The organism is Rhodococcus sp. MEB032 (genome assembly GCF_030208925.1).
In the GTDB taxonomy this organism is placed as follows: domain Bacteria; phylum Actinomycetota; class Actinomycetes; order Mycobacteriales; family Mycobacteriaceae; genus Rhodococcus_F; species Rhodococcus_F qingshengii.
The window spans coordinates 12,305-37,608 of the sequence record NZ_JARVSY010000040.1 but is presented as its reverse complement, the minus strand read 5'-3'; the positions used below and the strand labels follow the sequence as shown (position 1 = coordinate 37,608).

Below are 25,304 nucleotides of genomic sequence, written 5' to 3'. Positions count from 1 at the left end.
CCCGACGCGAGAATCAGGGAGAACCGTGGATCAACACCCAGGTCAAGACACCAATCCACCTGAATACAACACCAAACAGGCACGCAAGGCCGGAATCACGGCGTTTGTCGGAACGACCATCGAATGGTTCGACTTCTACATCTACGGAACCGCATCCGCCTTGGTGCTCGGCCCGCTGTTCTTCCCGGATGCGTCGCCGGCGGTGGGAACACTCGCAGCCTTCGCGACTTTTGCCGTGGGATTCGTGGCGCGTCCGGTCGGCGGAGTGGTGTTCGGTCATTTCGGAGACAAGTTCGGTCGCAAGAACGCCGTGATCATCACCCTCGCGCTCATGGGGTTGGGAACCGTCGGTGTCGGCCTCCTCCCTACGTACTCCCAGATCGGGATCTGGGCACCGATACTGCTTGTGGCACTGCGTGTTCTCCAGGGCATTGCCATGGGCGGCGAATGGGGTGGCGCCGTATTGATCGCCACCGAGTTCGCTCCCCCGAAGAAAAAGGTGCTCTACGGTGCGTTTGCGCAGCAGGGTTCACCGGTCGGCAACCTGCTCGCGACGCTGGCCTTCCTCGGCCTGACGTTGATGTCGGATTCCGTGTTCGAGTCGTGGGGTTGGCGTCTGCCGTTCCTCGGATCCGCAGCTTTGGTGATCGTCGCTCTCTACATCCGGTTGCACATCTCCGAGACACCCGAGATGAAGAAGGCTGTTGCGGCACAGGAGCGTACACGGATGCCGCTGGTCGAAGTGTTGCGGTCGCATCCCGTCGAACTTGCCCTCGGCGTCGGCGCTGTGGTTGCCGGTGTTGCCATCACGTACGTCAAGACAACCTTTGCGCTCTCTTGGGCGACAACGGATCTCGGCTTCGAGCGTAGTGACTTCCTCCTCGTGATCACCGTGGCACTGGTAGCCCAGGCGCTCGTACAGCCTTTCGGTGCTGTGCTGGCCACGCGGATCGATCCGTCGAAAGCGGTCCGTTGGATGCTGCTTCCGGAAATCGTGCTCCTACCACTGATGTTCGTGCTGGTTCAGACGGGCTCCGTGCCCTTGGCGATTCTGGGGATGGTCCTCGCGACGGCGCCTCACGCAATGTATTACGCCGCGTTGGCCGGCATCCTGGCACAGGTTTTCCCCACCAATGTTCGGTATACCGGCATCTCTCTGTCGTACCAATTGTCGACCGCCGTATTTGCCGGAACGGCCCCGATGGTCAGCCAGTATCTGCTGACGCGAACCAACTCGATCTGGCCGGTCGTAGCTCTAGGGCTCGTGTATGTCGTTCTCTCCCTTGTCTGTATGACTGCTTTGTTGCGCAGGAGTGCGCTGCATGCGCAAGCGCCCGGGCTGGAGTCGACGAGCTCCTCGAACATGACCGATGCTTCCACCCTGAAAGGCGTTGACCACTGATGAACTTTGCACACACCGACCCCGCTCTGACAGCGGTAGTGGACAGATGGACCGCCGAGGCGGACCGAGAGACGTTGAACGGATTGCTCGACCGACTGGGCCGAGATGCAGCCGGCCGTTTGTCCGAGCTTGCCGACATCGCAGACAAGAACCCGCCGGTGCTGCAGCAATTCGACAAGGCCGGTGACCGCGTCGACCGGATTTCCTATCACCCGGCCTACCTGGAACTGTGCCGGGCGGCGTACAACGAGTACGGCCTGTCCGCCATGTCGCACCGAAAAGGGTTGCACGGATGGGACTCCGTGCATCCGCCACTCGCGAAGTACCTCGCGTCGTACATCTTCGTGCAGGCCGAGTTCGGGCTGGCCTGCCCGGTGTCGATGACAGATGCTGCTGCGCGGACCCTGCGTATGTTCGGTGATCCGGCCGTGTTCTCGCCCTGGATCGAAGCGTTGACGTCGACGGACCCCGATCAGGCGAAGACGGGTGCGATGTTCATGACCGAGATTCAGGCAGGCACCGACATCGCCTGCACCGAAACACGCGCCGAGCGCGACGGCGACGGATGGGTTCTGACGGGCAAGAAGTGGTTCGCCTCCAACCCGGATGCCGATGTGATCATCACCCTCGCAAGATTCCCGGGCGGACAGGATGGTTCGACGCGTGGAGTCGGAATGTTCATGGTGCCCAAGACCTTGGGATCCGGCGAGCGCAACAACCTCACGATCGATCGTCTCAAGGACAAGCTGGGTACGCGTTCCATGCCGAGCGGCGAGGTGACGCTGAACCGCGCGCACGCACTCCAGGTCGGTGAACTCGATCGAGGGTTCCGCCAGATGGCGGAGATGGTCAACACGTCTCGCCTCTCCAATGCGATGCGTTCGAGCGCTCTCATGCGCCGAGCAGTTCGTGAAGCCGTCGAACATTCGAAGAGCCGAGTCGTGTTCGGTAAGAGGCTCTTCGAGCAGCCGCTGATGCGGGCGACACTTCTTCCCCTTGCACTCGATGCCGAGGCTTCGCTGGCCCTGGTCGCGTACAGCGCACAGTATCTTCAGGCAGCAGACGGCGGCGACGAACAGGCGCGCGCACTGATCAGAGTACTGACACCGATCGCCAAACACTTTGTCTGCAAACGCGCGCGGGTGGTCACCGGCGAGGCCATGGAGGTGCGCGGAGGAAACGGCTACATCGAGGAATGGGCCAACGCGCGACTCGTCCGGGACGCTCACCTCGGATCGATCTGGGAAGGGTCGAGCAATGTCATTGCGCTGGACGTACTTCGGTGCCTACGTAAGTTCAACTCGCACCGCACCGTCGCGGGAGCGATGACGGACATCCTGTCCACCGTCGGACCGGACTGCGAGGCCGGGTCCGGAGTTCTGTTGCGGCGCTGGGAGGAACTGGTCGATGAAGGAGATCGTCTGATCTCCGGATCTGACGATGCCGCGCAGGCTGCGAGTGCAAGGTACTCCGACGAGTTGGCTCGTACCGTCATGGCGACCCTGCTCTTCGACCTTGCGGATCACGGCATCCGAGAAGGTCGCGGGTACCGGTCACTGCTGGTGGCGAATTCCTACCTGGCCGGTCTTGCGGGGAAGGTGCCGTCGGCTGCACTCGGCAATCTCGACGTGATCACCGACGGCGGTGACGTCGAGCTGGATGATGCACGTGACGTCGTAGCCGAGTTCCTCTCCGTAGCAGGAGTTCAGCGGTGAATTCTCCAACAGGCCCCACACCCCTCGCCGGCGTCCGTGTTCTGGATCTGTCGAAGATCCTTGCCGGGCCGTACGCAACCATGTCGCTTGCCGATCTCGGTGCCGACGTCACCAAGATCGAACACCCTGAAGGCGGCGACCCCACGCGTTCGTGGGGGCCTCCCTTCGTCGGGGTAGATGCCGCCTACTATCTCGCGATCAACCGCGGTAAGAAGTCGGTCACGATCGACCTCAAGTCCACCGAAGGGCAGGAGATCATCCACCGCATGCTCGAAGAGACCGATGTAGTCGTGGAGAACTTCAAGCCGGGCAGCGGATTACAGAAGACATTCGACTACCAGGCACTGTCCGAGCGATACCCGCATCTGATCACCCTGCACATCTCTGCCTTCGGTGAAGAAGGACCGCTGCGCGACGAACCGGGGTACGACATGATCGCGCAGGCCGCGGGCGGGCTCATGTCGCTCACCGGTGAGCCCGGCGGCGCTCCGATGAAATCCGGATTTGCGTTGGGAGACTTGGGCGCAGCACTTTTCGGACTGGTCGGTGTCCTGGCCGCATTGGTCGAGCGAGGCCGGACCGGACGCGGACAGTACGTGACCACGTCGCTGTACGAGTGCCAACTCGCGATGCACGTCAACTGGGCGACCAGTTACTTCGCCACCGGTGAGCGCCCGACTGCGTTGGGCTCCGGTCATCCGAATCTTGCTCCGTATCAAGCATTTCCTGCCAGCGACGGGTACTTCGTCATCGCTGTCGGCAACGACGCGATGTGGGCGTCGCTGTGCGAGGCCATCGGAAGGAGTGAACTGGTCACCGATCCGCGTTTTGCCCACAACCGCGACAGGGTGGAGAACCGCGAGAGTCTGGAACGAGAACTCGCCAGCGCCTTCGCATCGGAGACCGTCGAACACTGGTGCGCTCTTCTCGCCGAACGCGCCGTACCGGTCTCACCGATCCGGCATCTCGACGAGATCTACTCCGATCCCCACACCGCCGCGCTCGGCATGGTCGGAACCGTCGACCATCCGACGCTCGGACCGTTGAAGCAAGTGGCCTTTCCGGTCAACTTCTCCGGCCAGAGGCCACGTCTGACGTCGGCGCCGCCCGTTCTCGGCGCCGACAACGACGAAGTCCTTGGTACCGCTCAGGCCAGCCCGCTCAACGCAGGCGGCGTGTTGTCGTCGCGCCAACCGATGGCCTCGGCAAGCGTCGTGAGGTCGTAGTCCGGTCCGCTGACGCCGACGGTGAAGAGTGAGACACCGTCGGCGACCAGGTCGGCTGCATTTTCGAGCCCAGGCCACGGAACCGAGTGCTCTACTTCCAGCGGGTTCCGGCCCACGTCGGCGCAGTGGTCGGAGAGGATGTCTGACTTGCGCAGGTGTGTCTCACGGTCGCCGAAGCTGTGCCAGACGTCGGCGTACTCGGCGACCAGGCGCAGGGTCTTCTTCTCGCCGCCACCGCCGATGAGGACCGGGATGTTGCGCGTCGGCGGCGGGTTGCCCTTCGCCAGGCGGCCCGTGATGCGGGGGAGGTATTCGCCCAGCAGTTTCAGCCGTGAACCGGGAGTGCCGAAGTCGTATCCGAACTGGTCGTAGTCCTTCTCGAACCAGCCGGCACCGATGCCGAGGATCAGGCGTCCGCCGCTGATGTGGTCGACGGTTCGCGCCATGTCGGCCAGCAGATCCGGATTGCGGTAGCCACCACCGGTGACCAGGGCGCCGATCTCGACGCGTTCGGTCTGCTCGGCCCAGGCGCCGAGCATGGTCCAGCACTCGAAGTGTGCGCCGTCGGGATCGCCGGTCAACGGGTAGAAGTGGTCCCAGTTGAAGACGATGTCCACCCCGGCGTCCTCGGACCGCAAGACGGCGTCGCGTATCAACCCGTAATCGGGTGCGTGCTGGGGTTGGAGTTGAACACCGATGCGTACCGGACGAGTCATGCCACGCTCCTGACGAGAGGAATGGTTGTCTTCTCCCATCATGGCCGGGTGTGCGCGGTACCGCTACCGCCGCCGTCGGTGACGGGTTTGCCCGATCTTGTGCCCACCCCTTTTCGAGCGAACGGTACTTTCGGCGCCTTAGATCGACTGAACGTGCCGTTCGCTCAGAAAGGGGGGGCAGTCAAAGGGGGGGCGGGCAAAAAAGGGGGGGCGGGCAAAGGCGGCGGGTAAAAGCAGGGGTGGTCTGCCCACAGCAGACAGGCGGGGCCGCGGCACTGCAGCGCCGGTAGGAATGGATTCATGACTACTGAAGCGCCCGCCGATACCGGCTACCGTGACCTGTTGACAGACAGGCTCTTCCGACAGCGAACCATTCTGCTCACCGGCGAGGTCAACGACGCCATGGCCGAACGTGTGTGTTCGGAACTGGTGCTCCTCGCCACCACCGACCCCAAGCGCGACGTCGTGCTCTACATCAATTCACCTGGCGGGTCGGTGTTTGCCGGTCTGGCCATCTACGACACGATGAAGCTCATCCCCAACGACGTCGTGACGGTCGCGATGGGCTTCGCGGCCAGCATGGGCCAGGTGCTTCTCTGCTCCGGCACCCACGGCAAGCGAATCAGCTTGGCGCACAGCCGCATCATGATGCACCAACCTTCGGCAGGTATCGGTGGCACTGCGGTGGACATTGCGATCCAGGCCGAGAGTCTCGAGCTGATGAAGCGTCAATCGCAGGAAATCCTCGCCGCCGAAACGGGCCGGACCGTCGAAGAGATCGAGACCGACAGCGATCGGGATCGCTGGTTCACCGCCGAGCAGGCGCGCGAGTACGGAATCGTCGACCGCGTCGTGACGTCCTTCGCCGAGATAGCACCGCAAGCCACCTTCCCCAAGATCGGATTGTGACGTCATGTCCCAGTACACGATTCCCAGTGTCATCGAGCGAACACCAACGGGTGAGCGATCTTTCGACATCTTCAGCAGGCTGCTCAACGAGCGCATCGTCTTTCTCGGCACAGAGATCGACGACGGCGTCGCCAACGTCGTGATGGCTCAGATGCTGCATCTGCAAGCCGACAACCCGGATCGCGAAATCGGTTTGTACATAAACTCTCCCGGCGGTTCCACCACGGCGATGCTCGCGATCTACGACACCATGCAGTTCTTGAAACCGACGATTTCCACGTACTGCATGGGTCAAGCGGCTTCGGCTGCTGCAGTGCTTCTGGCCGCCGGCACTCCAGGCCATCGGCATGTTCTTGCCCATTCGCGGGTGCTGCTGCACCAACCGTCGACGCAAGGTAGTGGCACCATCTCGGACCTCGCGCTTCAAGCAGCCGAGATCCTGCGAATCCGGGAGCAGACCGAGGCGATTCTGAGTAAGCACACCGGTCAGAGCGTCGAGCGATTGCGTAAGGACACCGATCGCGACAGGATCTTCACCGCCGACGACGCAATTTCCTACGGGCTGGCCGACACCCTCATCGAAGGGAACTGACTAGGCCGCCATCAGGACGGGACCCGAGATCGGTGCGGGAGAGTGCCCGAAGGTGAGGGAGTTGAGCGCAACGATCCGGTTGCCCGCTCGGAACAGCAGGTGCTCGAGCGGCATCCCGAGCGCTTCGCAGATTGCGCGCAGAATTTCCGACGACGGTTCCTTCTTGCCCCGTTCGATCTCGGAGAGGTATTGCTTCGACATCCCGACCTTTGCGGCTACGTCGTCGAGAGTTCGGTCCTGATCGCGTCGAACCTCCCGCAGCACTCGTCCGTAGGCTTCACGAATCAGTGGGGGTTTGCGCACGGCAACAGCCGGATCGGGGAGTTCCGACTCACCCTTGACCAGGACCAGTCTGCGCGGCGCATCCATAGGCCGAGTATTCCAGCCGACCGGTACGGACACCACCGGGTTCGCCGAGGGCTGACATCTAGTCCGTTCGAACACCACCGGCAAGGAACATCGCTCGAAGAACGAAGGCCGCCTCGGGCCCGATGATCTCGCCGACAAGGCTCGTGTAGCGGTCGACGAACTCGGGCCCGTGGGAAGCCTCGTCGGAGGCGGGGTCGCCGAGGTGGTGCGCAAGTTCGTGCAAGACAACGAATTCGCGTAGCGCCCACCGGCCGTCACGGTCGTCCGGGACGGCGATGACGTCGTTCGAGTAGTGAGCGGCGGCATTGCCGCCGCGGGAGCGTACGGACACCGGAATGGTTGCGCGAGTCCAGGTCTCCCGTACCCAATTCAGCCCGAGTAGCTGATCGCAGTACGCCTGGACCGACTCCACGGAACCGAATTTGCGCTCGACCGGCAAGGTGATGGTGGAACCCATGACCTCGACGCTCCGAAGTCCACGCTGGTCGGCGCGATCGAACATGGTGCGCACCATCGTCTCTGCCTCGTAGACGGCGCTCCGCTGCGTATCCCTCACGAGTCCAGCTGCCCGCGCACCCCGCCGATCTCCGGAAGGTTCCCCAGACGTGCGGAGCGCGCCGCCCGATCACCCGCTCGTCGAGCATGTGAGGAATGCCCGGCGCTTGCGCGGCCGCCGCCCCGCCACGTCCCACGCGCTTTGGAGTTGGACGAGTAGTAGTCCTTCAGCTCGATTTCCTTGTTACGCAGCACGAGTGCGGTTTCGGAAGACGACGTGGCAGATTCTGCGATCGCGGTCTTCTCCGTCTCCTGCTTCGTCTCGGCCAACCGAGCGCCGATGCGGGACGCGTACGCCATCTGGAAGTTCAGGCGCGCCGTCACTCCGGCCACCGGCTTGCGGACCTGCGTGCTGACGCGTCGTCGTCCACGAGTTTCGACGACGGTCCGCACGGACGTTTCGCCGCGGTACGCCCCGGAACGCACGTAGGCATCGGAGTCACGCACCATCTGGAAGAGCAGGCTCGAATACAGGGCCTCGCACACGTCGATGTCGCCGGCGAAGCCGTAGGCGTAGATGACGGCCGACGTCTGCGCGATGTCGCATTGCACGTCGTTGGCAGCGGCGATCGCGATGAACAACTGGGCGTACGTTCGCAGTCCGCGCTTGCCCGGTTCGCCGATGGTGATGAGCCGTTGAGTGGGCGTCGCACGCTTTTCCGAAGACGCGGTGTGCGCACGCGCGACCGCCAGGTCGATCGCGGAACTGGTGGCCAACCGCTGAGCGGCAGCCATGAAGGCTTCACCTTCGTGTGGATTGTCGGTGGACTCCGCTTGGCGAAGCAGCGCACCGATGCGGGTCAGCATCTTCTCCGAACTCACCGTGAAAGACTACGCTCGGGCGCCGACACGGACGTTTATGCTGCTAGCGCACACGCTCACCCTCGACTTGGATCGTCCGGCACGTTCCTGCCGGTAGAAGGGATCAACCCCGTCATGGCTTCAGTGACTTTCGAGAGCACCACCTGCCTGTTCCCCGGATCGAACACTCCGGCAGTGGACAAGCTCGACCTCGAGATCGAGGACGGCGAGTTCCTCGTCCTCGTCGGACCCTCCGGCTGCGGAAAGTCGACCACCCTGCGCATGCTCGCCGGGCTCGAAGACGTCCACAGCGGACGCATCCTCATCGGCGACCGCGACGTCACCGGTCAGGAGCCGAAAGAGCGCGACATCGCGATGGTCTTCCAGAACTACGCGCTGTACCCGCACATGTCGGTGGCCGAGAACATGGGTTTTGCGCTCAAGCTCGCCGGAACCAACAAGACGGAGATCCGCGCCCGCGTCGAAGAGGTCGCGAAGATGCTCGATCTCGAGCCGTACCTCGATCGCAAGCCCAAAGCGCTGTCCGGTGGCCAGCGTCAGCGAGTGGCGATGGGCCGCGCCATCGTCCGCCAGCCGCAGGTCTTCCTGATGGACGAGCCGCTCTCGAACCTCGACGCGAAACTCCGTGTGCAGACACGTACGCAGATCGCTCAGCTGCAACGACGCCTCGCGACGACGATGGTTTACGTGACCCACGACCAGGTCGAGGCCATGACGATGGGTGACCGCGTCGCCGTCCTCGAAAAGGGAATCCTGCAGCAGTGCGCCTCGCCGCGCGAGCTGTACAACAAGCCGAAGAACGTCTTCGTCGCCGGCTTCATGGGTTCACCCGCGATGAACCTCTTCACCCTCCCCGTCGTCGACGGCGGCGTCGCATTCGGTGACGGGATCGTTCCGGTTCCGCGCGAGACGATGAACGGCGTCGTCGAAACCGAGGTTGTTCTGGGTATTCGCCCCGAGCACCTCGAGATCGCCGCCGAAGGCCTGCCGATGGAGGTCGACGTCGTCGAGGAACTGGGCTCGGACGCCTACGTCTACGGCCGGACCACGATCGGCGGACGGTTGCAGCAGATCGTCTCGCGTGGTGACTGGCGCAATCCGCCGCAGAAGGGCGAGCGCGTCAACCTGCGCGTCGACCCCGAGAAGGTGCACATTTTTGCCACCACCGACGGGCGTCGCCTGGGTTAGGTCGACCTGTCAAACGACACATGACCGATTCAGGTTCGGCGTAATACCCACAAGTACGGGTGTCTCGTGCCACAGTAGGGGCCGATGCCGGGAGCCGGCACTCATGGCGCATGCCGTGAGCAGGCTCTCGGTGACCGTCTATTTGTCATACACATACGGGGAGCGAATCCATGGTTCTGAACTCGAAGGCGATGCGCCGCGCTGCAATTGCAGCCACGGCAGCGTCCATGCTGGTACTGGCAGGCTGTTCGTCCGATTCGGACAAGGACAGCGGAACCAGCACCACGGCCGCATCCGGGGGATCGTCCTCGAGCGAAGGCCGCGGACCCATCACGATCGTCGAGGGGCAGGATGCCCTGAACGAGGCGCTCGAAAACATCATCTCCGACTGGAATGCCGAGCATCCGGACGAGAAGGTCACGCTCAAGCCGCTGGCGAAGGAAGCCAACGCGCAGGTCGACGACATCACCCAGCGCATGCAGGCCAAGAGCGACGAGTACGACCTCATCGGCGTCGACGTCGTCAACACCGCCCAGTTCGCCGCAAACGGTTGGCTGCTGCCGCTCGAGGGTGACCTCGCGATCGACGAGTCCGGCCTCCTGCCGTCGACCGTCGCTTCGGGCACCTACAACGGCAAGCTCTACGCAGCGCCGAAGAACACCAACGCCGCATTCCTGTACTACCGCAAGGACCTCGTCGAGAAGGCCCCCACCACGTGGGCCGAGCTCAAGGAAAACTGCCCGAAGGCTGTCGAAGCCGGCATCTCCTGCTACATCGGTCAGTTCAAGAACTACGAGGGCCTGACGGTCAACACCACCGAGATCACCAACGCCTTCGACGGCCCGTGGGTCGGCCCGGACGGACTCACCCCGGCCATCGACGACAAGACGAAGGCAGGCGTTCAGTCGATCGTCGACAACTTCGCCGACAACACGATCCCGCAGGAAGCGCTGACCTACTCCGAGGGCGAGTCGCAGACCGCGTTCGGCGACGGCAAGGCACTCTTCATGCGCACGTGGTCCGGCTTCTCGGTCGACGGTGAGAAGACCTCGGTTGCCGGTAAGTACGGCTACACCGTTCTTCCGGGTGTCGACGGACCGGGCGCTTCGACCGTCGGCGGCTACAACGTCGGCATCAGCGCGTACTCGGACGCACCCGCCACGGCTCGTGACTTCCTCGAGTTCATGCAGACCAAGAAGTCGCAGACGTACTTCACCGAGGTCGGCGGCGCACCCGTTCTCTCGGCTGTCTACGACGATCCGGCAGTGCTCGCTCAGTTCCCGTACTTCGCGACCCTGAAGGAAGCACTCGCCACCGCTCAGCCGCGCCCCGTCACGCCGTACTACACGCAGGTGTCGAAGTCGATCTCCGACAACACCTACGCTGCTATTCGCGGCGAGAAGACCGTCGAGCAGGCTTTGGCGGACACCAAGGCCGGCATCGAAACCGCCGGTAACTGATCTACCAGGAGCAATAAGCAATGGCAGAACCGCAGGATCCTTCCGCGGCTGTGCCTACCAACCCCACGGTCGGGGCCGGTTCAACCGGTCCCGACCGTTCGGGCGTTGGTGGGAGACACCGTGCACCGGAACCGCTAGAAGAGCCGTCGGCATCCGAGGCAGCAGGGACATCCCTGACCAAGGTTCTGCCTGACCTTGCAGCTACTCCACCCCCGCCGACCTCGCCCCCGCCTGCGTCGGCCGACAAGCCGAAGAAGCGTCGACGAGTTCCGGTGTGGGCGTTCGTCGCACCGTCGCTGATCGTTCTCGCCGTCATCATTCTGTATCCGCTCGGACGAGCGATCTGGATGTCGATGCACAGCGACGGCAAGAAGCTCGATCCCGAGACCGGCATGTTCGTCACCGGTCAGTTCACGTGGTTCGACAACTACAAGAACTGGATCACCCAGTCCTGCAACACCGCCAACGGCTCGATTCCCTGCCCGCCCGGCACACTCGGATCGCAGTTCTGGCAGTCGATCGGAAATACGTTCGGCTTCACCGTCGTCACCGTCCTGCTCGAGACGGTGATCGGTCTGTCGATGGCGTTGATCATGGCCAAGACGTTCCGCGGACGCGGTTTGCTCCGCGCTTCCGTGCTGATTCCCTGGGCCATCCCCACCGCCGTCACCGCGAAGCTCTGGTTCTTCATCTTCGCCAACGACGGCATTGCCAACAAGATCCTCGGCACCAACATCCTGTGGACGGCGGACCCCTGGCCGGCGCGATTCGCGATCGTCGTCGCCGACGTCTGGAAGACCGCGCCGTTCATGGCGTTGCTGATCCTTGCGGGTCTTCAGATGATTCCCGCCGACGTCTACGAGGCCGCCAAGGTCGACGGTGCGACGGCGTGGCAGCGGTTCCGCATGATCACGCTTCCGCTGGTCAAGCCCGCACTCATGGTGGCGGTGCTCTTCCGCACGATGGACGCGCTGCGCATGTACGACCTGCCCGCGATCATGATGGGATCCAATCCCGCCACCTCCACCATCTCGGTTCTGGTGGTCGATCAGATGCGCGTCGGCGCCAATTCGGCGTCGGCACTGTCCACCATCACGTTCCTCATCATCTTCGCTGTGGCCTTCATCCTGGTCCGATTCCTCGGAGCAAATGCGGTCAGCACGCAGGAAAAGCAGCGGAAGGGGGAGCCGGTATGAACAAGGCACTACGCGGCAAGATCGGCACCTACATCGGCGTCGTACTGATCATCGTGTGGGGACTCGCTCCCTGCTATTGGATGATCGTGACGGCGCTGCGCGACCCGGCGGACACGTTCTCGACGTCGCTGTGGCCCACCAATCTCACGCTGTCCAACTTCACCGCGGCGCTCGATCCCGACGCGAAGGTGAACTTCACCCGTGCACTGATGAACAGCCTCATCATCGCGGGCGCGACCACGCTGATCGCCTTGGTCATCGGCGTGTTCACGGCGTACGCGCTCTCGCGTTTCGATTTCCGTGGCAAATACTTCGTCACCGGAATCATCCTCGGCGCGTCCATGTTTCCGGTCGTCGCCCTCGTGACCCCGCTGTTCCAGTTGTTCACCGACATCGGCTGGATCGGCAGCTACAAAGCGCTGATCATCCCGAATATCTCGTTCGTGCTGCCGCTGACGGTCTATACGCTGACGTCGTTCTTCTCCGAGCTTCCGTGGGAGCTCGAGGAGGCGGCGCGTATTGACGGCGCCACCCGTGGCCAGGCCTTCCGTCTGATCATGCTTCCGCTCGCCGCGCCGGCACTGTTCACCACCGCGATCCTCGCCTTCATCGCAACGGTCAACGAGTACCTGCTCTCGCTCCAACTCTCGAGTGACAAGACCGCACCCGTCACCGTGGCGATGGCCAAGTTCTCCGGAACGGACCCATTCGTCACGCCGTACACCTCGATCATGGCCGGCGGAACCCTCGTGATGGTCCCGCTGGTCATCATGGTTCTCATCTTCCAGCGACGCATCATCGCCGGTCTGACCGCAGGCGGCGTCAAGTCGTGATGCGCGCTTGCGCACGGTTTCGATGAGGCGGGCTTCGCGCGCCCAGCGTATGGAGCTGATTGCCGGCTTCATCTCGGTCTTCGCCCTCATGGCGTTGATCGGCGCTGTGGTCGCGATCGTCAAGGGAGACCCCGGCGTGATGCCGTCTTTGGTGCTGCTCGGTTGCGTCGTCGCTCTCGGGCTCGCGTTCCGCGGATATCGGAACGCGGTCCGAGCAGAACGTCGCGAGTAGCCAGCCCGGTAGGGTGACATTTCGGTATCGCAGTTGCCGGGAGTTATCTGATCGAGATATCACCCTGGTGGAATGGTGCCGGTAAGTCCGGATCCACGACCGGGAGTGTTGAGTGAGTCCATCTAACAGATCGAGTGCGACGGGTGGCGATCAGTCGTCGGCTCGATCGGGCAAGTCGGCTAATTCGCCCCGGTCGAACAAGTCGGCCAAGCCCGCGAAAAAGCAGCGCTCGAAGTGGCGGTACGTCCGGCGGACCATCTACGTGCTCGTGCTCCTGATGGTCATCGTGCCCGCGTCGTTTTTTGCTGTCGCGTACAGCCGGACCGACGTCCCGCGCCCCTCTGACATGCAGACCAATCAGGTGTCCACCATCTACATGGCCGACGGCACGACCGTGCTCGGCAAGGTAGTGCCGGCGGAGGGAAACCGCACCGAGGTCGCGTTGTCGGCCATCCCGATTCACGTCCGCGATTCGGTGCTCTCGGCGGAGGATCGTAACTTCTACACCAACCCCGGATTCTCGATCTCCGGATTTGCTCGCGCTGCCCGCGACAACGTGATGGGCAAGGAAAGCGCCGGCGGTGGTTCGACGATCACTCAGCAATACGTGAAGAACGTCTTGGTCGGTGACAAGCGCAGTATCGACAGGAAGCTGCGTGAGCTCGTCATCTCCGCCAAGATGGCGCGCGAATGGTCCAAGGACGACATTCTTGCCGCGTATCTCAACACCATCTACTTCGGTCGCGGTGCGTACGGCATCGCCGCCGCGTCGAACGCGTACTTCGACAAGCCGGTCAGTGAGCTGAGTGTCGAGGAAGGCGCAGTTCTCGCGTCCGTCATCCAGAGCCCGTCGTTCCTGGACCCCGAGACCAATCTGTCCGCGCTGCAAGCGCGCTGGGACTACGTTCTCAACGGCATGGTGGAACTGGGCAGCCTGACCAAGACGGATCGCGACGCGATGCAGTTCCCGGTCGTCGCCCCCGCCAATCGGCCGACCGATCTGAACCAGGCGCCAGGACCCGAAGGCCACATCAAGACCCAGGTACTCAAGGAACTGGCCGAGGCCGGTATCAGCGATCAGACGCTGAACACCGCTGGTCTGCAGATCACGACAACCATCGACCCGGTTGCGCAGGAAGCTGCGCTGAACGCCGTCAGGCGGAATCTCGAGGGCGAGCCGGAAGACCTGCGGACCGCAGTAGTGTCCATCGACCCCAAGACCGGTGGCGTCGACGCCTATTACGGCGGTGACGACGGAGCCGGCTTCGACTACGCCCAGGCGCCGCTGCAGACCGGTTCAGCGTTCAAGGTCTTCGGTCTGGTCGCAGCATTGATGGAAGACATTCCGCTGTCCGCACGGTTCGACAGTTCACCGCTCACGATCAACGGCGTGACCATCGGAAACGTCGGCGGCGAATCCTGTGGTCGATGCACCATCGCCGAGGCACTCAAGCGTTCGCTGAACACCAGCTTCTACCGGTTGATGCTCTCGATGGAGAACGGTCCCCAGAAGATCGCCGACGCCGCCCACCTGGCCGGCATCCCCGAGCACATTCCCGGACTCGACTACCCGACGCTCACACAGGAGGGTGGTCCGCCGGAGAACGGAATCGTGCTCGGCCAGTATCAGTCTCGCGTTATCGACATGGCGTCCGCTTACGCGACGCTCGCCAATTCCGGTGTGTACCAGCAGCCGCACTTCATCCGGAAGGTCGTGACGGCCGAAGGTGAAGTCCTGCTCGATCGCCCGGTCTCTCCCGGTGAGCGTCGTCTCGATGCTGCCGTTGCCGACAACGTCACGCAGGCAATGCTCCCGATCGCGTCGTACTCGAACGGTCACGCGCTTGCCGGTGGACGCCCGTCTGCTGCCAAGACCGGCACCGCGCAGTTGGGTGACACGGGGCAGAACAAGGATGCGTGGATGGTCGGTTACACGCCGTCGCTGTCCACCGCGGTGTGGATCGGAACTTCCGACGCTCAGGCCATCACCAACTCCTACGGTGGTTTGATCTACGGCTCCGGAGTGCCTGCGGACATCTGGAAGAGCACGATGGACGGCGCGCTGAAGGGATCCGACTGGGAGAGCTTCCCGTGGCCGGACCCCATCGGCGGGCAGGCCGGCGTTCCCGCGAACTCCGGCGTGACCTCGGGGGACGGGACGGGCACGCCCACGACGGGCGCGGTCGCTCCCCCGGCGCCCATCGAGGTGCCCGGCCTACCGCCGATCGAAGTGCCGCCGCTCCCCCAGTTGCCGCGTCAGATCGAGATCCTGCCGGGCATCGTCATCCCACTGCCGGGCTGACAAGCAGCGCCCGATTTCCGGTTCTCAGGCCTGATCGTCGAAGAGACCGAGTTGGGTGGGCGCTGAATCCTTGGCGGGCAGTACGACGACGCGCAGTCCGCGCCTGAGGTTGCGGATCGCGTGCGTCCACGCGCGCTTCTCGCCCGCACACAGGTCGGTGTCGTCGTCCTTGCGGCGGATGGACTCGGTCAACGCCTCGTGCCAGGCAGTCTCCTGCTCCTGGCTGATCCGCAGGTAGTCGAGAATGGTGTCGCGGTCGTGCTCACAGATCACGGCAACCTCTTCGGCGCTGAGCTCGCCCGTTCCGTCTGCGTCGAGTTCGAGGAGCGCCATGAGAGCCGGCGGAAATTCGTGGCACTCGTGTGACTCGTATTCGGCACCGGGATCTTCGTGCTCGGAGGCCATGCCGTCGTTGAAGGCGGTGTCTCCGGTTGCGCGGATGGGTTGCCCGCCCAGTTCTTCGGCGAGTTCGTCGGATGCTTCGGCCAGTTCGGCGAACGAGCGCAGAGCCCGCAGCAGGTGCTCGGCGACGAAGGGTGCGCCGTCCACGCGGACCACGCCCAGCACACTCTGCTCGACGAGAATGAGCTTGATGGTCGGCCATTGCCGATTGAGCTGAGCAAGAATTACAGCAGCGTTCTCGAGGTTCTCCACCGAATGCACGACCCGCGAGAACACCTCTACGTACTCGTCGTCCTCGAGAACACGAACATAGGTGACCTGCTCACCGCGGACCAGCGGGATATCGCCGTCGTCGTCACGCTTGGGCGGATGACCGAGAAGGCGCTCGACGGCCCCGTCGACCAGGATCCGCAGCATGTCGCCCGAACCCGAGGGAGCGTGAGACGGCGTCGTGGCGAACGCCGGCGTCGACTCGCGCCCACTGGTGCTGGCACGCAGGAACGACGGGTGCGCAATGCTCCACATTTCGCGGAATACGCGCAACACCTTTGTCACCAGTTCCTCGGGACGAGCGCGGTCGACGTCGATGTAGAAGGACATGGACCCATTGCCCTCGGGTTCGTGCTCGCACAGATCGGGAGCGTTGAACCCCATGTCGAGCAGCGCTGAATGGTCTTCCGGTTCGAGCATGCGCAGTGGATGCAGAAACCTGTTGGAAGGAACTTCACAGCGCACGGAGGTCTGGTTCCACGCGAAGAACTGGATGCACGCGGGTGCGTCGGCCAGTTCGTCCATGCTGTCGTAATGCGACTCCACCACGAGGGTGTCGTCGTCCTCCATCACGGAGATGTAGCGAGCGAGATGAGTCTCGAAAGTAGTCCAGGCACTCAGGATTTCCAGATCGAAAGTATTGTCCGACATCGTCGCTCCTCTGGTCCGGGGGCGCATGGGGCCCTACCGACGACTCGCCGAAACCCCTGCTTTTCAAACCCCGCCTACGACGTTAGTCGTGGGGTCCGACAGTGACAGTGTTCGTAGGATCCGAGTGACCGTGTTTCAGTCAGGGGATTATCTTCCGAGCCTGCAGATTGGCGAAGATGTCGAGGAACATCGCTTCGGTGTCGACGTGGCGGTGAAATCCGAACCGCCGAGCTTTCGATCCGTCAGCGAAAAAGTCGTAGTCCCATCCGAATACGAAGTCACCGAACCCCCAGGACGAGACATCGGAATACGGGGTCCGAGCAAGTTGGTGTTCCTCGACGAGTTCATCCCACACCGACTCCTTGTCCGCCATTGCGACATCGAGGGACATCGGGAGCGGAGGTGCGACGTCCATGTCGAAGAAGGCTGCGATCTTCGGCCACATCTCCTGCCAGCGGAACAGGTCGCCGTTGTTGATGTTGAACGCCTGATTTGCGCACTCGGGGTTGGTCGCGGCCCAGACCGTCGCTTCGGCCAGGAGTCCGGCGTCGGTCATCTCGATCAAGCTGGTGTACGCGCCGGGTTTGCCGGGGAATCGGAGTGGGACACCCAGTTTCTTCGAGATGGTCGCGTAGACGGCGATGACCATCGCGAGGTTCATCGGGTTGCCCAGTGCGAATCCGGAGACGACCGAGGGTCTGATCGCCGACCATGTCCACGACTTGCCGAGCTGCCGACGTTCGAGGAACTGCTGTTGGTCGACGTTGAACTCGGGTGGCATGTGCGGTGGATCGCTCTCGCGGGCCGGAGTTTTGAACGGTCCGAGGTGTGCCCCGTAAACCTTGTAGCCCTGCATCAGGCTGACGTGCTCGAGTCCGCCCGCAACGGGCTCGATGGCGTCGAGAGTGTTGACCAGCATCGCCAAGTTGGGCGGAACCAGCTCGGCCCATGTCGGGCGGTCTTGATAGGCGGCGTAGAAGACGTGAGTGACGTCGCCCAGTCCGCTCAGTGCCGCTGCAGTCCGGTAAGGATCGAGCAGGTCGACTGCGATGTGTTCGACCCGGTCGGTGTCCGTACCGCCTCGCCGCGAGAGTCCGATGATCTTCCATTCTCCGGTCGACTCGAGGTGATCGATCAAGTTCCCACCGATCACGCCTCGGGCTCCGACCACGAGTGCCACTTTGTCGTGCTGCACCATTTCAGCCTCCCATTGGTATATCGCGATGTTGCGATATAGGGAGTGAACCACACATATCGGCATTTCGCGATCTAGCGGTATGCTCACGAACATGGAAGACGCAACAACCGAGTGGGAAACGGCGTTCAAGGCGCTGGCCAACCCGATGCGTGTGCAAATCCTGCAGTGGTTGAAAGACCCCGGGAGCTTTCCCCCTCAGCTCGAGCCTGCTGAGGAGGTCGGAGTGTGCCTCAAGCACATTCAAGCGAGGGCGAAGGTGTCGCAATCGACGGCGTCTCAGTACATGGCCGCACTCCAGGCCGCGGATCTGGTGACCACCACACGAATCGGTCAGTGGCGGCATTACAAGCGAAACGAGCAACAGATCGAGAAGCTTGCTGCATTCATCAGGCAGGGTTTGTAGGTACCAGCACCTGACCGATCCCTCCGGGGCCGCCAACGTTGTGGCAAAACCTCACATCGCCGGCGCCGTCGGTATGTGCATTGTGGTCGTTTCTCGGGTTGCTCGTTGTCCTTACGCTCGGCAGAGGGTACTGGCAAGGAGAGGCGTGCGATGAGTCGTGAGAGCTGGGTGGGCCGTGATGCCCGATCCATCGCCGAGGCCGTGCGGTCGGGTCAGGCGTCGGCGCGGACCATCGTCGAAGACCACCTCGCACGGGTCGACGAATGCAATGACGAACTCAACGCACTGGTCACCGTGTGCGCCGAGGAGGCTCGCACGGCCGCGGATGCCCTGGACGAACGACGCCTTCTCGGTGAGACACTCGGCCCCCTTGCCGGGGTTCCGTTCACGGTCAAGGACCTGATCGCCACTGCCGGCGTGCGCACCACTGCCGGTTCTCGCACTCTGGCGGACAACGTCCCGGCCGTCGACGCCCCGGCCGTCGCGGCATTCAAGGCTGCCGGTGCGATTCTGATCGGCAAGACCAACACCCCGGAATTCGGCGCGTGCGGCCTGACTCGAAACGAACTGTTCGGAACCACGGCCAGTCCGGTGCGACCGGACGGCGTCGTCCGGTCCCCCGGCGGGTCGAGTGGCGGCGAGTCCGCGTCGGTTGCTGCCGGAATGAGCGTGCTCGGACTCGGTACGGATTTTGGTGGCTCGGTGCGTTGGCCCGCCCACTGCACCGGCCTCACTTCGGTTCGCCCGACGCTCGGACGTGTCGATCCGGAAGGTCAGTATCCAGGCGTGCTTTCGGATGGACGGGTACTCGCCAACCCTGCGACGATGCACGGCACGATCCAGACCATCGGCCCACTGGCCCGCAACCTCGGTGATGCGGCGCTTGCGTTGCGCGTCCTGTCGATGCCGCATTTCTCGTGGAGCGAGCCTGATTCGGTCGACGTCGATGACCTCGACATCCGCTGGGCCACCGGCGAGGGAACGATTCCCGTCGACGAAGAAATCCGGTCAGCGGTTCGGACGGTGGCGATCAGCCTGGACGCGAGCGAGTACGACGGTCTGGCTCTGCCGCGGGCCAACGCGCTTTTCGGCGCGTTGCGATCGGTCGAGACCCACGCGGACATCCACTCTCTCGCCGCAGGTTCAGCGCACTCTTTCGACGCGGACATCACCGCCATGCTTGCGGCAGGCCGTGATCGCAGTTCCGCCGAGGTGGAAGCGCTGTGGGCGGATCGTGCGATGTTGATCGCCGAATTCCTCGACGAGATGGGCGACGTCCTGATTCTGCCGGTTGCGTCGGTGCTCGCTCCGCCGCTCGGTGTGGAGAGCTTCGAGGTGGGCGGTCGCAAACTCACGTGGATGGACGCGCTCGCGAGTTGCCGGGCGATCAGTGTGCTCGGCCTTCCGTCGGTCGTGGTTCCGGTAGGACTCTCCCGCAACGGTTTACCGGTCGGAGTGCAAGTGGTGGCCCGGCCGTTCCACGAGCATGTTGCGCTGTCCGTGGCGGCGCGAATCACGTCGAATGCGCAAGCTCTAGTCTGACTTCCATCTTTCGGTTTCGGCTGCGAAACGTGTTGCGTACGAGTCGGCCAGGTCGTGAAGCGTGGTGACGCAGTCGCCGTAGTACGTCGGTGCATGCATGGTAGCCAGAATCCGCGGCTCGAGGTCGGCCAGGGCGCGGATCGTGGGTTCGAGATCCGGGGTGAGGCAGGTGGCGTGGCCCAAGTCCTCGGCTTCCAAAGCGGGACCGACGATTTCGTGCTCGGTGGTCGCGGGGTGGTGCCCGAACGCAGTGAAGAGATCTCCGCAGAACAGCGTCGACGTCGTCTCCTCGAACATCAGACCCGCGTCCCAACCGTGTGGGACGTGTGGGGTGTCGATGTGCCGGACTCGGCGGCTGCCGGTTTCGAGTACGTCGCCGTCCTGCAAGGGAAGTGGCGCCCGATCGGCCAGATCGTTGACCTGGACGAAGCACCCCATCGCACCGTGTGCAACTTGCGCTTCGGGGGCCGCCGCAAGCCAGGAGTTCATGGACCCGCATTCGTCGGCCTCGACGTGACCGAACGTGATCCATTTCAGACGGTCGATGTCGATCAGCGTGGAGAGTGCGTCGGAAGCCGAGGTGAACAACGCTCGCTGCCCGGTGTGGAAGAGCAAGGGTTCCTCGCCGTCGACGAGAAACTGGTTCATCGTGAGGTTCGCTTCGTCCACGAAGGTCGACAGTCGGTAGATGTCCGGCGCGATTTCGGTGATCGTGGTGGTCATCGCTGTGCTCCGATCAGGGCTGTTGTACATGTCGAGCTGTCTTCTCCAGCCTTCTCGCCGCCCCTCGCCTGCACAAGGTTCTGGACGTGCTTACGGCTCTGCAATAGTGGAGGACGTGTTCGTACTGCTGCTGACAGGCCCGCCGGGCGCGGGGAAGAGTTCCGTGCTGACCGCGCTTCACGATCGACTCGGCGAGGCCGGGGTGAGCAACGCGATGATCGAGGTGGACGAACTCGAGCGGTGCTATCCGCCGCTGGGGACCGAACGGGCAATCGCACACGTCGGGATGCTGTGTGCGTCGTACCGGGAAGCGGGGTACGAACTCCTGTTCCTCACGGCTACCGTCGAAGACGACGACTACGGGCGCGCCCTGCTGGCCGCGACCGGCGCCGAGGGGCACCTGCTGGCGCGCCTCGAGGCCGATCCGGATACGTTGCGTACCAGAATCATCGAACGTGAACCGGCCGGCTGGGCCGGGTTGGACGAGTTGGTGGAGGCGTCACAACTGCTGGCCGGTTCGATGCCGACGCTCAGTGGAGTCGACGTGGTTCTGAGCACCGACGGCCGCGATCCCGAAAGTGTTGCCGACGATCTGGAAGCGGCTCTGCGAGAACACAGTCCGTCGCTTCTAGCCGTCGGTGTTCAGAGCGGTGACCACTGAAGCGAACATCGTCGACTTGATTGCCCCCAGTGTGCCCGCATTCTTCGGGCCGATCGGTGCAACCATTTCGATGGCCTTGGCGGTCAAAGCGTCGACGGATGCGGTGAAGTCCACCAAACCGGCTGCGAATGCGTCACTTCCGCCGTATCGCCGCCCCGTGGTCATGGCGACGATTGCCGACGCCGGGCTGAGTTTGGCCTGGATGAGAGCTGCCATTCCTTCGGTGAAGGGGATGTTGATGTCCACCTCCGGGAAGCAGTAGTAGCCGCGATCATCGCGCATGACGCGGTAATCGTGCGCGATGCCGAGCATGGCGCCGGCTCCGAAGGCGTGGCCGTTGATCGCCGCGACGGTGGGCATCGGGAACGTCAGCATCCGGGCGAACAGCGACTGCACCTGCTGCACATACCACTTCGCCTTGTCGCCGTTCGCGCCCAGCCAGTCGAGGTCGAGTCCGTTGGAGTAGAACTTGCCCGTCGCCGTGGTGACCAGGGCATGTGCGCTTTCGCTCAAAGCCTGGTCGAGTAGCTTGTCGACGGAATCGAGCCACTCCGGCGAGAATCGATTCTCGTCCTCGCCGAGATCGAGAACGGCGATCTTGTCTTCGAAGCGCAGAGTTGCGGTCATGATTGGCCTTTCCTGTTGCGTGGCTTGGGCAGTGGTGGGTCGAGATGCAGAACCGCTCGAACGGCGGCATCCAACCGCGCGCGTGCTGCGGCGTCGGGGACTCGCCAACCGTCGGCGCGTTTGGCGGGATGAATGAGTAATCCGGTAGGCAGGCCGACAACACAGGCCTCGATTGCCTCGACGGCTCTGCCGTCCTTGCGGCCCCAGAGCGCGGTCGACAACCGGATGAACAACTCGACCAGAGACCGGTCGAGTTGTGTGAGTTGCTCGGCGATGTCGGCAGGGACGTCGGTGCCGAGCAGTTCGTCGCGCTGGATCGTCAACAGCAGCAACGCGGATTGTGGGTAGTCGAGCGCGAAGACGGCCGGAACTTCGGCGGCCGCGACGACGGCGGAAACCGCCGAAGTCGGCGACGGGTCCGCGAGAGCGTCGTCCACTCTCGATTGTTGAAGCGCGAGAAATCGTCGCGCAGCACGCAGCCACGCGCTACCGACCAGTCCACTGCGAGAGCCGAATGCGTGATAGATCGCCCCGTTGGATACACCGGTGGCGTCGGAGACTGCCCGGACCGTGACAGCGCTCGGCCCGGCAGTGGCGGCAAGTTTTTCGGCAGCGTCGAGCAGGGTGTCGAGGTCGTGGACGCGTGGCCGAGGCATGAACGCACAGTAACAGAGCGTCTGCTCTGTTACTAGAGTGCGGTCAGATCACCGAATTTGCGCGAAGATCCTCGATCTCCTCCGGGCGCAGGCCGAAGTCGGTGAGTACGTCGTCGGCGTCACCGCCGAGAGTCATGGGTGGCGCATTCCTGACGGGAAGGGTCTTGCCGTCCACCCAGAACGGTCCGCGGACAACGGGAATCGACGTTCCGTCGGCGCTCTGGGTCTGCTCGACCATCTGCAATGCCTCGACCTGCGGGTCGGAGAACACCTGATCGATCGAATGGATGGGGCCGCAGGGGATTCCGGCACCGCGGATCTCGGAGATCCATTGCGCTGCGCCCTTCGTGGTCAGTAGGTCCTCGAGTTCTTTGGTCAGTTGGTCTCGGTGCACCAAACGTTCTGTACCCGTGGCATATTCGGTACGGAAGGCGAGCTCGGGGTCACCGAGTACCGAGCACAGTGCGATCCAGTGCTTGTCCGAGCCGGTGGCAATGTTGATCGGGAAGTCGGCAGTGTCGAAAGCGCCGTACGGCGTGATCGTCGGGTGCGTATTGCCGTTCGGCGTCGAAACCCGCCCGGTGCTCAGGTAGTCCTGCGCCTGGAAGGTCATGATCGAGATCGCGGATTCCAGCAACGAGGTCTGCACGCGGTGCCCACGACCGTCGCGTCCGCGCGAAGCCAGTGCCGCCGTGATTCCCAGTGCCGCGTAGATGCCCGAGACCGTGTCGATGATGGGGATACCGACCCGCATCGGGGTCTGTTCCCCGGCACCGGTGACCGACATCAGCCCGGACATGCCCTGGGCCACCTGATCGAGTCCGGGCGCGAACTGGTCCGGGCCCACCGGGCCGAAACCACTGATGCTCATCACGACGAGCCCTGGATTCTCCTGCTCGAGCGAGTCGGGATCGAGCCCCATGTCGGCCAGTACTCCCGGACGGAAGTTCTCGACCAGCACATCTGCGTCGAGGGCCAGGCTGCGAAGCAGTTTCCGCCCGCGGTCACTGCGCATGTCGATGGCGATCGACCGTTTGCCGCGGTTCACGGAAGCGAAGTAGAGGCTTCGATCGCCGTCGAACGGAGGCCACTGACGCGAACTGTCGCCGGAGCCACGGGTTTCGACCTTGACCACGTCGGCGCCGAAGTCCGAGAGCAGCGACGTGCACAGAGGCCCCGCGAGAGCACGGGTGAGGTCGAGAACTTTGATACCGCTGAGCAATTGGTCCATGGGAGAAACCTCGGTTCTGTGGTGTGCAACGTCGCCCACTCGATCCGTCGCACCATCTGCGTGAATTGCCGCTGCAGTGATCGTCGGAGAGGGGAAGAATGAAGGTCAGGCCTGCTTTCGGCTGGGCTCGGTGACAACACTGGTCGAGAGCGCAAGGTGATGCGACGGCGACATTGCACAACTGCAGGGCCCGGATTTAGGCGCATTGTGTGACAGGCAGGATTGCGGTGGGCCGATACCGTGAACTCTCTACGGACGGCGATGCAAGCGGGAGGCGAGGCGATGCGCGACATTTCCACTCAGCTGGCGCAGTGGCACGCCCGCGGCGAGGATTTTGCACTGGCGACGGTTGTCCGTACCTGGCGATCCTCACCGCGCATGCCCGGTGCTTCGATGGCCGTCTCACGCTCCGGCGAGGTGGTCGGCAGCGTCTCGGGCGGGTGCATCGAGAGTGCACTGTACGAGATCGCCCAGGAGGTTCTCGCCGACGGCACCAGCCGCATCGAGGTCTTCAGCGTCTCCGACGACGACGCCATCGGAGTAGGTCTGACCTGCGGCGGAACCATCGAAGTGTTCGTCCAGGCCGTCGGAGCCGATTTCGCCGAGTTCGGTCAGGTCTGTGAACGAATCGAGGCCGATACGCCCGTCGTCGTGGTCACCGAAGTGCGTCCGGGAGCGCCGGCGCGGCATCTCGTCGTCGAGCACGGCCGACGCAGCGGGGATCTGGATGCCACGGAGGACGAGGTCTCCATCCTGTTGCGCACGATGGACACCGGTGAGTCCGTCGCTTTTGTCGCGCCGGCGGGAACCCTCATCGATTCGCAGCACGACTTGCTGGTCGAGATCTTCGCGCCACTACCGAGGATGTACGTGTTCGGGGCCATCGACTTCGCGGCATCGATGTGTACGTTGGGCGCCTTTGCGGGTTACCGAGTGACCGTCGTGGACGCACGGCCGGTCTTCGCGACACGGGCGCGTTTCCCCGACGCCCACGATCTGGTCGTCATGTGGCCACACAAGTTCCTCGAAACCGCACCGATCGACAACAAAACCGTCCTGGCCGTGCTCACGCACGACGAGAAGTTCGACATCCCCCTGCTCGAGATCGCGCTGCGTTCGCCGGCTGCGTACGTCGGCGCGATGGGAAGTCGTGCGACGCATGAGCGTCGGGTGGCGCTGTTGAAGGAGCGAGGCGTCACCGACGCCGAGTTGGGGCGTCTGCACTCACCGATCGGGTTGGATCTCGGCGCGAGGACACCGGAGGAGACTGCAGTGTCGATCCTCGCCGAGATGACCAAGACCCTTCGCAATGCCTCCGGTTTGGAACTGCGGGATCTGCAGGGGCCGATCCACCCGCCACCTCAGGAGAATCCGACCGCCCTGCATCGAACGGCCTGAGTCGACTGCGCTGAATTCGGACATC

General features: G+C 63.4%; 25 protein-coding genes. 15 read left to right on the top strand and 10 right to left on the bottom strand.

Annotated elements, in window-relative coordinates; translation table 11 throughout:
* Positions 1–25 precede the first annotated feature (25 nt).
* From QRN54_RS29325 to QRN54_RS29315, 3 genes are read left to right on the top strand one after another with little or no spacing between them, the layout of a single operon-like run.
* On the top strand, positions 26–1,402 hold the full coding sequence (locus QRN54_RS29325; RefSeq protein ID WP_285183657.1) for an MFS transporter: 1,377 nt from the start codon (positions 26–28) through the stop codon (positions 1,400–1,402).
* The gene (locus tag QRN54_RS29320; protein ID WP_285183656.1) at positions 1,402–3,117 is read left to right on the top strand and encodes an acyl-CoA dehydrogenase family protein; all 1,716 of its coding nucleotides are present in this window, start codon (positions 1,402–1,404) and stop codon (positions 3,115–3,117) included. The genes QRN54_RS29325 and QRN54_RS29320 overlap by 1 nt, the downstream gene beginning before the upstream one ends.
* The gene (locus QRN54_RS29315) at positions 3,114–4,343 is read left to right on the top strand and encodes a CaiB/BaiF CoA transferase family protein (RefSeq protein ID WP_285183655.1); all 1,230 of its coding nucleotides are present in this window, start codon (positions 3,114–3,116) and stop codon (positions 4,341–4,343) included. The genes QRN54_RS29320 and QRN54_RS29315 overlap by 4 nt, the downstream gene beginning before the upstream one ends.
* Here the strand turns inward: QRN54_RS29315 and QRN54_RS29310 are convergent.
* On the bottom strand, positions 4,265–5,059 hold the full coding sequence (locus QRN54_RS29310) for an LLM class F420-dependent oxidoreductase (protein ID WP_030537640.1): 795 nt from the start codon (positions 5,057–5,059) through the stop codon (positions 4,265–4,267). The two genes, QRN54_RS29315 and QRN54_RS29310, sit on opposite strands and share 79 nt — an antisense overlap.
* 300 nt (positions 5,060–5,359) lie before the next feature.
* Here QRN54_RS29310 and QRN54_RS29305 point away from each other — a divergent pair, with 300 nt between their 5' ends.
* Both QRN54_RS29305 and QRN54_RS29300 read left to right on the top strand, forming a co-directional pair.
* Positions 5,360–5,968, top strand: coding sequence for a ClpP family protease (locus QRN54_RS29305; protein ID WP_116057617.1), 609 nt, complete (start codon positions 5,360–5,362; stop codon positions 5,966–5,968).
* A 4-nt stretch (positions 5,969–5,972) separates the two neighbouring features.
* Positions 5,973–6,560: an ATP-dependent Clp protease proteolytic subunit gene (locus QRN54_RS29300; RefSeq protein ID WP_003945993.1), complete on the top strand. Its 588-nt coding sequence runs from the start codon at positions 5,973–5,975 to the stop codon at positions 6,558–6,560.
* Here the strand turns inward: QRN54_RS29300 and QRN54_RS29295 are convergent, their stop codons facing one another.
* From QRN54_RS29295 to QRN54_RS29285, 3 genes are read right to left on the bottom strand one after another with little or no spacing between them, the layout of a single operon-like run.
* Positions 6,561–6,929, bottom strand: a complete 369-nt coding sequence (locus tag QRN54_RS29295; RefSeq protein ID WP_003946041.1) for a helix-turn-helix domain-containing protein — start codon at positions 6,927–6,929, stop codon at positions 6,561–6,563.
* Between the two features lie 58 nt (positions 6,930–6,987).
* Positions 6,988–7,485 (bottom strand): TIGR04338 family metallohydrolase, encoded by a 498-nt coding sequence (locus QRN54_RS29290; protein ID WP_083058478.1) that lies wholly within the window; start codon positions 7,483–7,485, stop codon positions 6,988–6,990.
* The gene (locus QRN54_RS29285; protein WP_030537724.1) at positions 7,482–8,306 is read right to left on the bottom strand and encodes a DUF2786 domain-containing protein; all 825 of its coding nucleotides are present in this window, start codon (positions 8,304–8,306) and stop codon (positions 7,482–7,484) included. Before QRN54_RS29285 ends, QRN54_RS29290 begins: the two co-directional genes overlap by 4 nt.
* Before the next feature lie 114 nt (positions 8,307–8,420).
* Between QRN54_RS29285 and QRN54_RS29280 the strand changes: the two genes are divergently transcribed.
* From QRN54_RS29280 to QRN54_RS29255, 6 genes are all read left to right on the top strand, one after another.
* Complete coding sequence (locus QRN54_RS29280; protein ID WP_003946073.1) at positions 8,421–9,494, top strand: ABC transporter ATP-binding protein; 1,074 nt, start codon at positions 8,421–8,423, stop codon at positions 9,492–9,494.
* Positions 9,495–9,664: 170 nt separating this feature from the next.
* Entirely contained in the window at positions 9,665–10,954 is a 1,290-nt protein-coding gene (locus QRN54_RS29275) for an ABC transporter substrate-binding protein (protein WP_007735225.1), read from the top strand.
* 20 nt (positions 10,955–10,974) lie between these two features.
* The gene (locus QRN54_RS29270; RefSeq protein ID WP_007735224.1) at positions 10,975–12,150 is read left to right on the top strand and encodes a carbohydrate ABC transporter permease; all 1,176 of its coding nucleotides are present in this window, start codon (positions 10,975–10,977) and stop codon (positions 12,148–12,150) included.
* On the top strand, positions 12,147–12,983 hold the full coding sequence (locus QRN54_RS29265) for a carbohydrate ABC transporter permease (protein WP_003946046.1): 837 nt from the start codon (positions 12,147–12,149) through the stop codon (positions 12,981–12,983). Before QRN54_RS29270 ends, QRN54_RS29265 begins: the two co-directional genes overlap by 4 nt.
* A 22-nt stretch (positions 12,984–13,005) precedes the next feature.
* Positions 13,006–13,215, top strand: a complete 210-nt coding sequence (locus QRN54_RS29260) for a hypothetical protein (RefSeq protein WP_019746112.1) — start codon at positions 13,006–13,008, stop codon at positions 13,213–13,215.
* A gap of 112 nt (positions 13,216–13,327) precedes the next feature.
* Complete coding sequence (locus QRN54_RS29255) at positions 13,328–15,517, top strand: transglycosylase domain-containing protein (protein ID WP_285183652.1); 2,190 nt, start codon at positions 13,328–13,330, stop codon at positions 15,515–15,517.
* 24 nt (positions 15,518–15,541) lie between these two features.
* Here QRN54_RS29255 and QRN54_RS29250 read toward each other — a convergent pair whose 3' ends face one another.
* The gene (locus QRN54_RS29250; protein WP_285183651.1) at positions 15,542–16,840 is read right to left on the bottom strand and encodes a T3SS (YopN, CesT) and YbjN peptide-binding chaperone 1; all 1,299 of its coding nucleotides are present in this window, start codon (positions 16,838–16,840) and stop codon (positions 15,542–15,544) included.
* A gap of 139 nt (positions 16,841–16,979) precedes the next feature.
* Positions 16,980–18,038 (bottom strand): SDR family oxidoreductase, encoded by a 1,059-nt coding sequence (locus tag QRN54_RS29245; RefSeq protein ID WP_042926153.1) that lies wholly within the window; start codon positions 18,036–18,038, stop codon positions 16,980–16,982.
* 91 nt (positions 18,039–18,129) lie between these two features.
* On the opposite strand from QRN54_RS29245, the gene QRN54_RS29240 reads away from it, so the two are divergent.
* On the top strand, positions 18,130–18,441 hold the full coding sequence (locus QRN54_RS29240) for an ArsR/SmtB family transcription factor (RefSeq protein ID WP_007735219.1): 312 nt from the start codon (positions 18,130–18,132) through the stop codon (positions 18,439–18,441).
* A 150-nt stretch (positions 18,442–18,591) separates the two neighbouring features.
* Entirely contained in the window at positions 18,592–19,983 is a 1,392-nt protein-coding gene (locus QRN54_RS29235) for an amidase (RefSeq protein WP_064075500.1), read from the top strand.
* Here QRN54_RS29235 and QRN54_RS29230 read toward each other — a convergent pair.
* Positions 19,975–20,706 carry an MBL fold metallo-hydrolase gene (locus QRN54_RS29230; protein WP_003946042.1) on the bottom strand — a complete coding sequence of 244 codons (732 nt, stop codon included), beginning with the start codon at positions 20,704–20,706 and terminating at the stop codon, positions 19,975–19,977. The two genes, QRN54_RS29235 and QRN54_RS29230, sit on opposite strands and share 9 nt — an antisense overlap.
* A 115-nt stretch (positions 20,707–20,821) precedes the next feature.
* Here QRN54_RS29230 and QRN54_RS29225 point away from each other — a divergent pair, with 115 nt between their 5' ends.
* The gene (locus QRN54_RS29225; protein WP_231914970.1) at positions 20,822–21,367 is read left to right on the top strand and encodes an ATP-binding protein; all 546 of its coding nucleotides are present in this window, start codon (positions 20,822–20,824) and stop codon (positions 21,365–21,367) included.
* Here the strand turns inward: QRN54_RS29225 and QRN54_RS29220 are convergent.
* The 3 genes from QRN54_RS29220 to QRN54_RS29210 are packed head-to-tail and all read right to left on the bottom strand — an operon-like array spanning position 21,335 to position 23,881.
* Complete coding sequence (locus QRN54_RS29220; protein ID WP_007735215.1) at positions 21,335–21,994, bottom strand: enoyl-CoA hydratase-related protein; 660 nt, start codon at positions 21,992–21,994, stop codon at positions 21,335–21,337. The genes QRN54_RS29225 and QRN54_RS29220 overlap by 33 nt on opposite strands.
* A complete protein-coding gene (locus QRN54_RS29215; protein WP_003946066.1) occupies positions 21,991–22,650 on the bottom strand; it encodes a TetR/AcrR family transcriptional regulator in 660 nt (219 codons plus the stop codon). Before QRN54_RS29215 ends, QRN54_RS29220 begins: the two co-directional genes overlap by 4 nt.
* A 43-nt stretch (positions 22,651–22,693) precedes the next feature.
* Positions 22,694–23,881: a CaiB/BaiF CoA transferase family protein gene (locus tag QRN54_RS29210; protein ID WP_285183646.1), complete on the bottom strand. Its 1,188-nt coding sequence runs from the start codon at positions 23,879–23,881 to the stop codon at positions 22,694–22,696.
* Between the two features lie 282 nt (positions 23,882–24,163).
* Here QRN54_RS29210 and QRN54_RS29205 point away from each other — a divergent pair, with 282 nt between their 5' ends.
* Entirely contained in the window at positions 24,164–25,279 is a 1,116-nt protein-coding gene (locus tag QRN54_RS29205) for an XdhC family protein (protein WP_064689119.1), read from the top strand.
* The last annotated feature ends 25 nt before the right edge of the window (positions 25,280–25,304 follow it).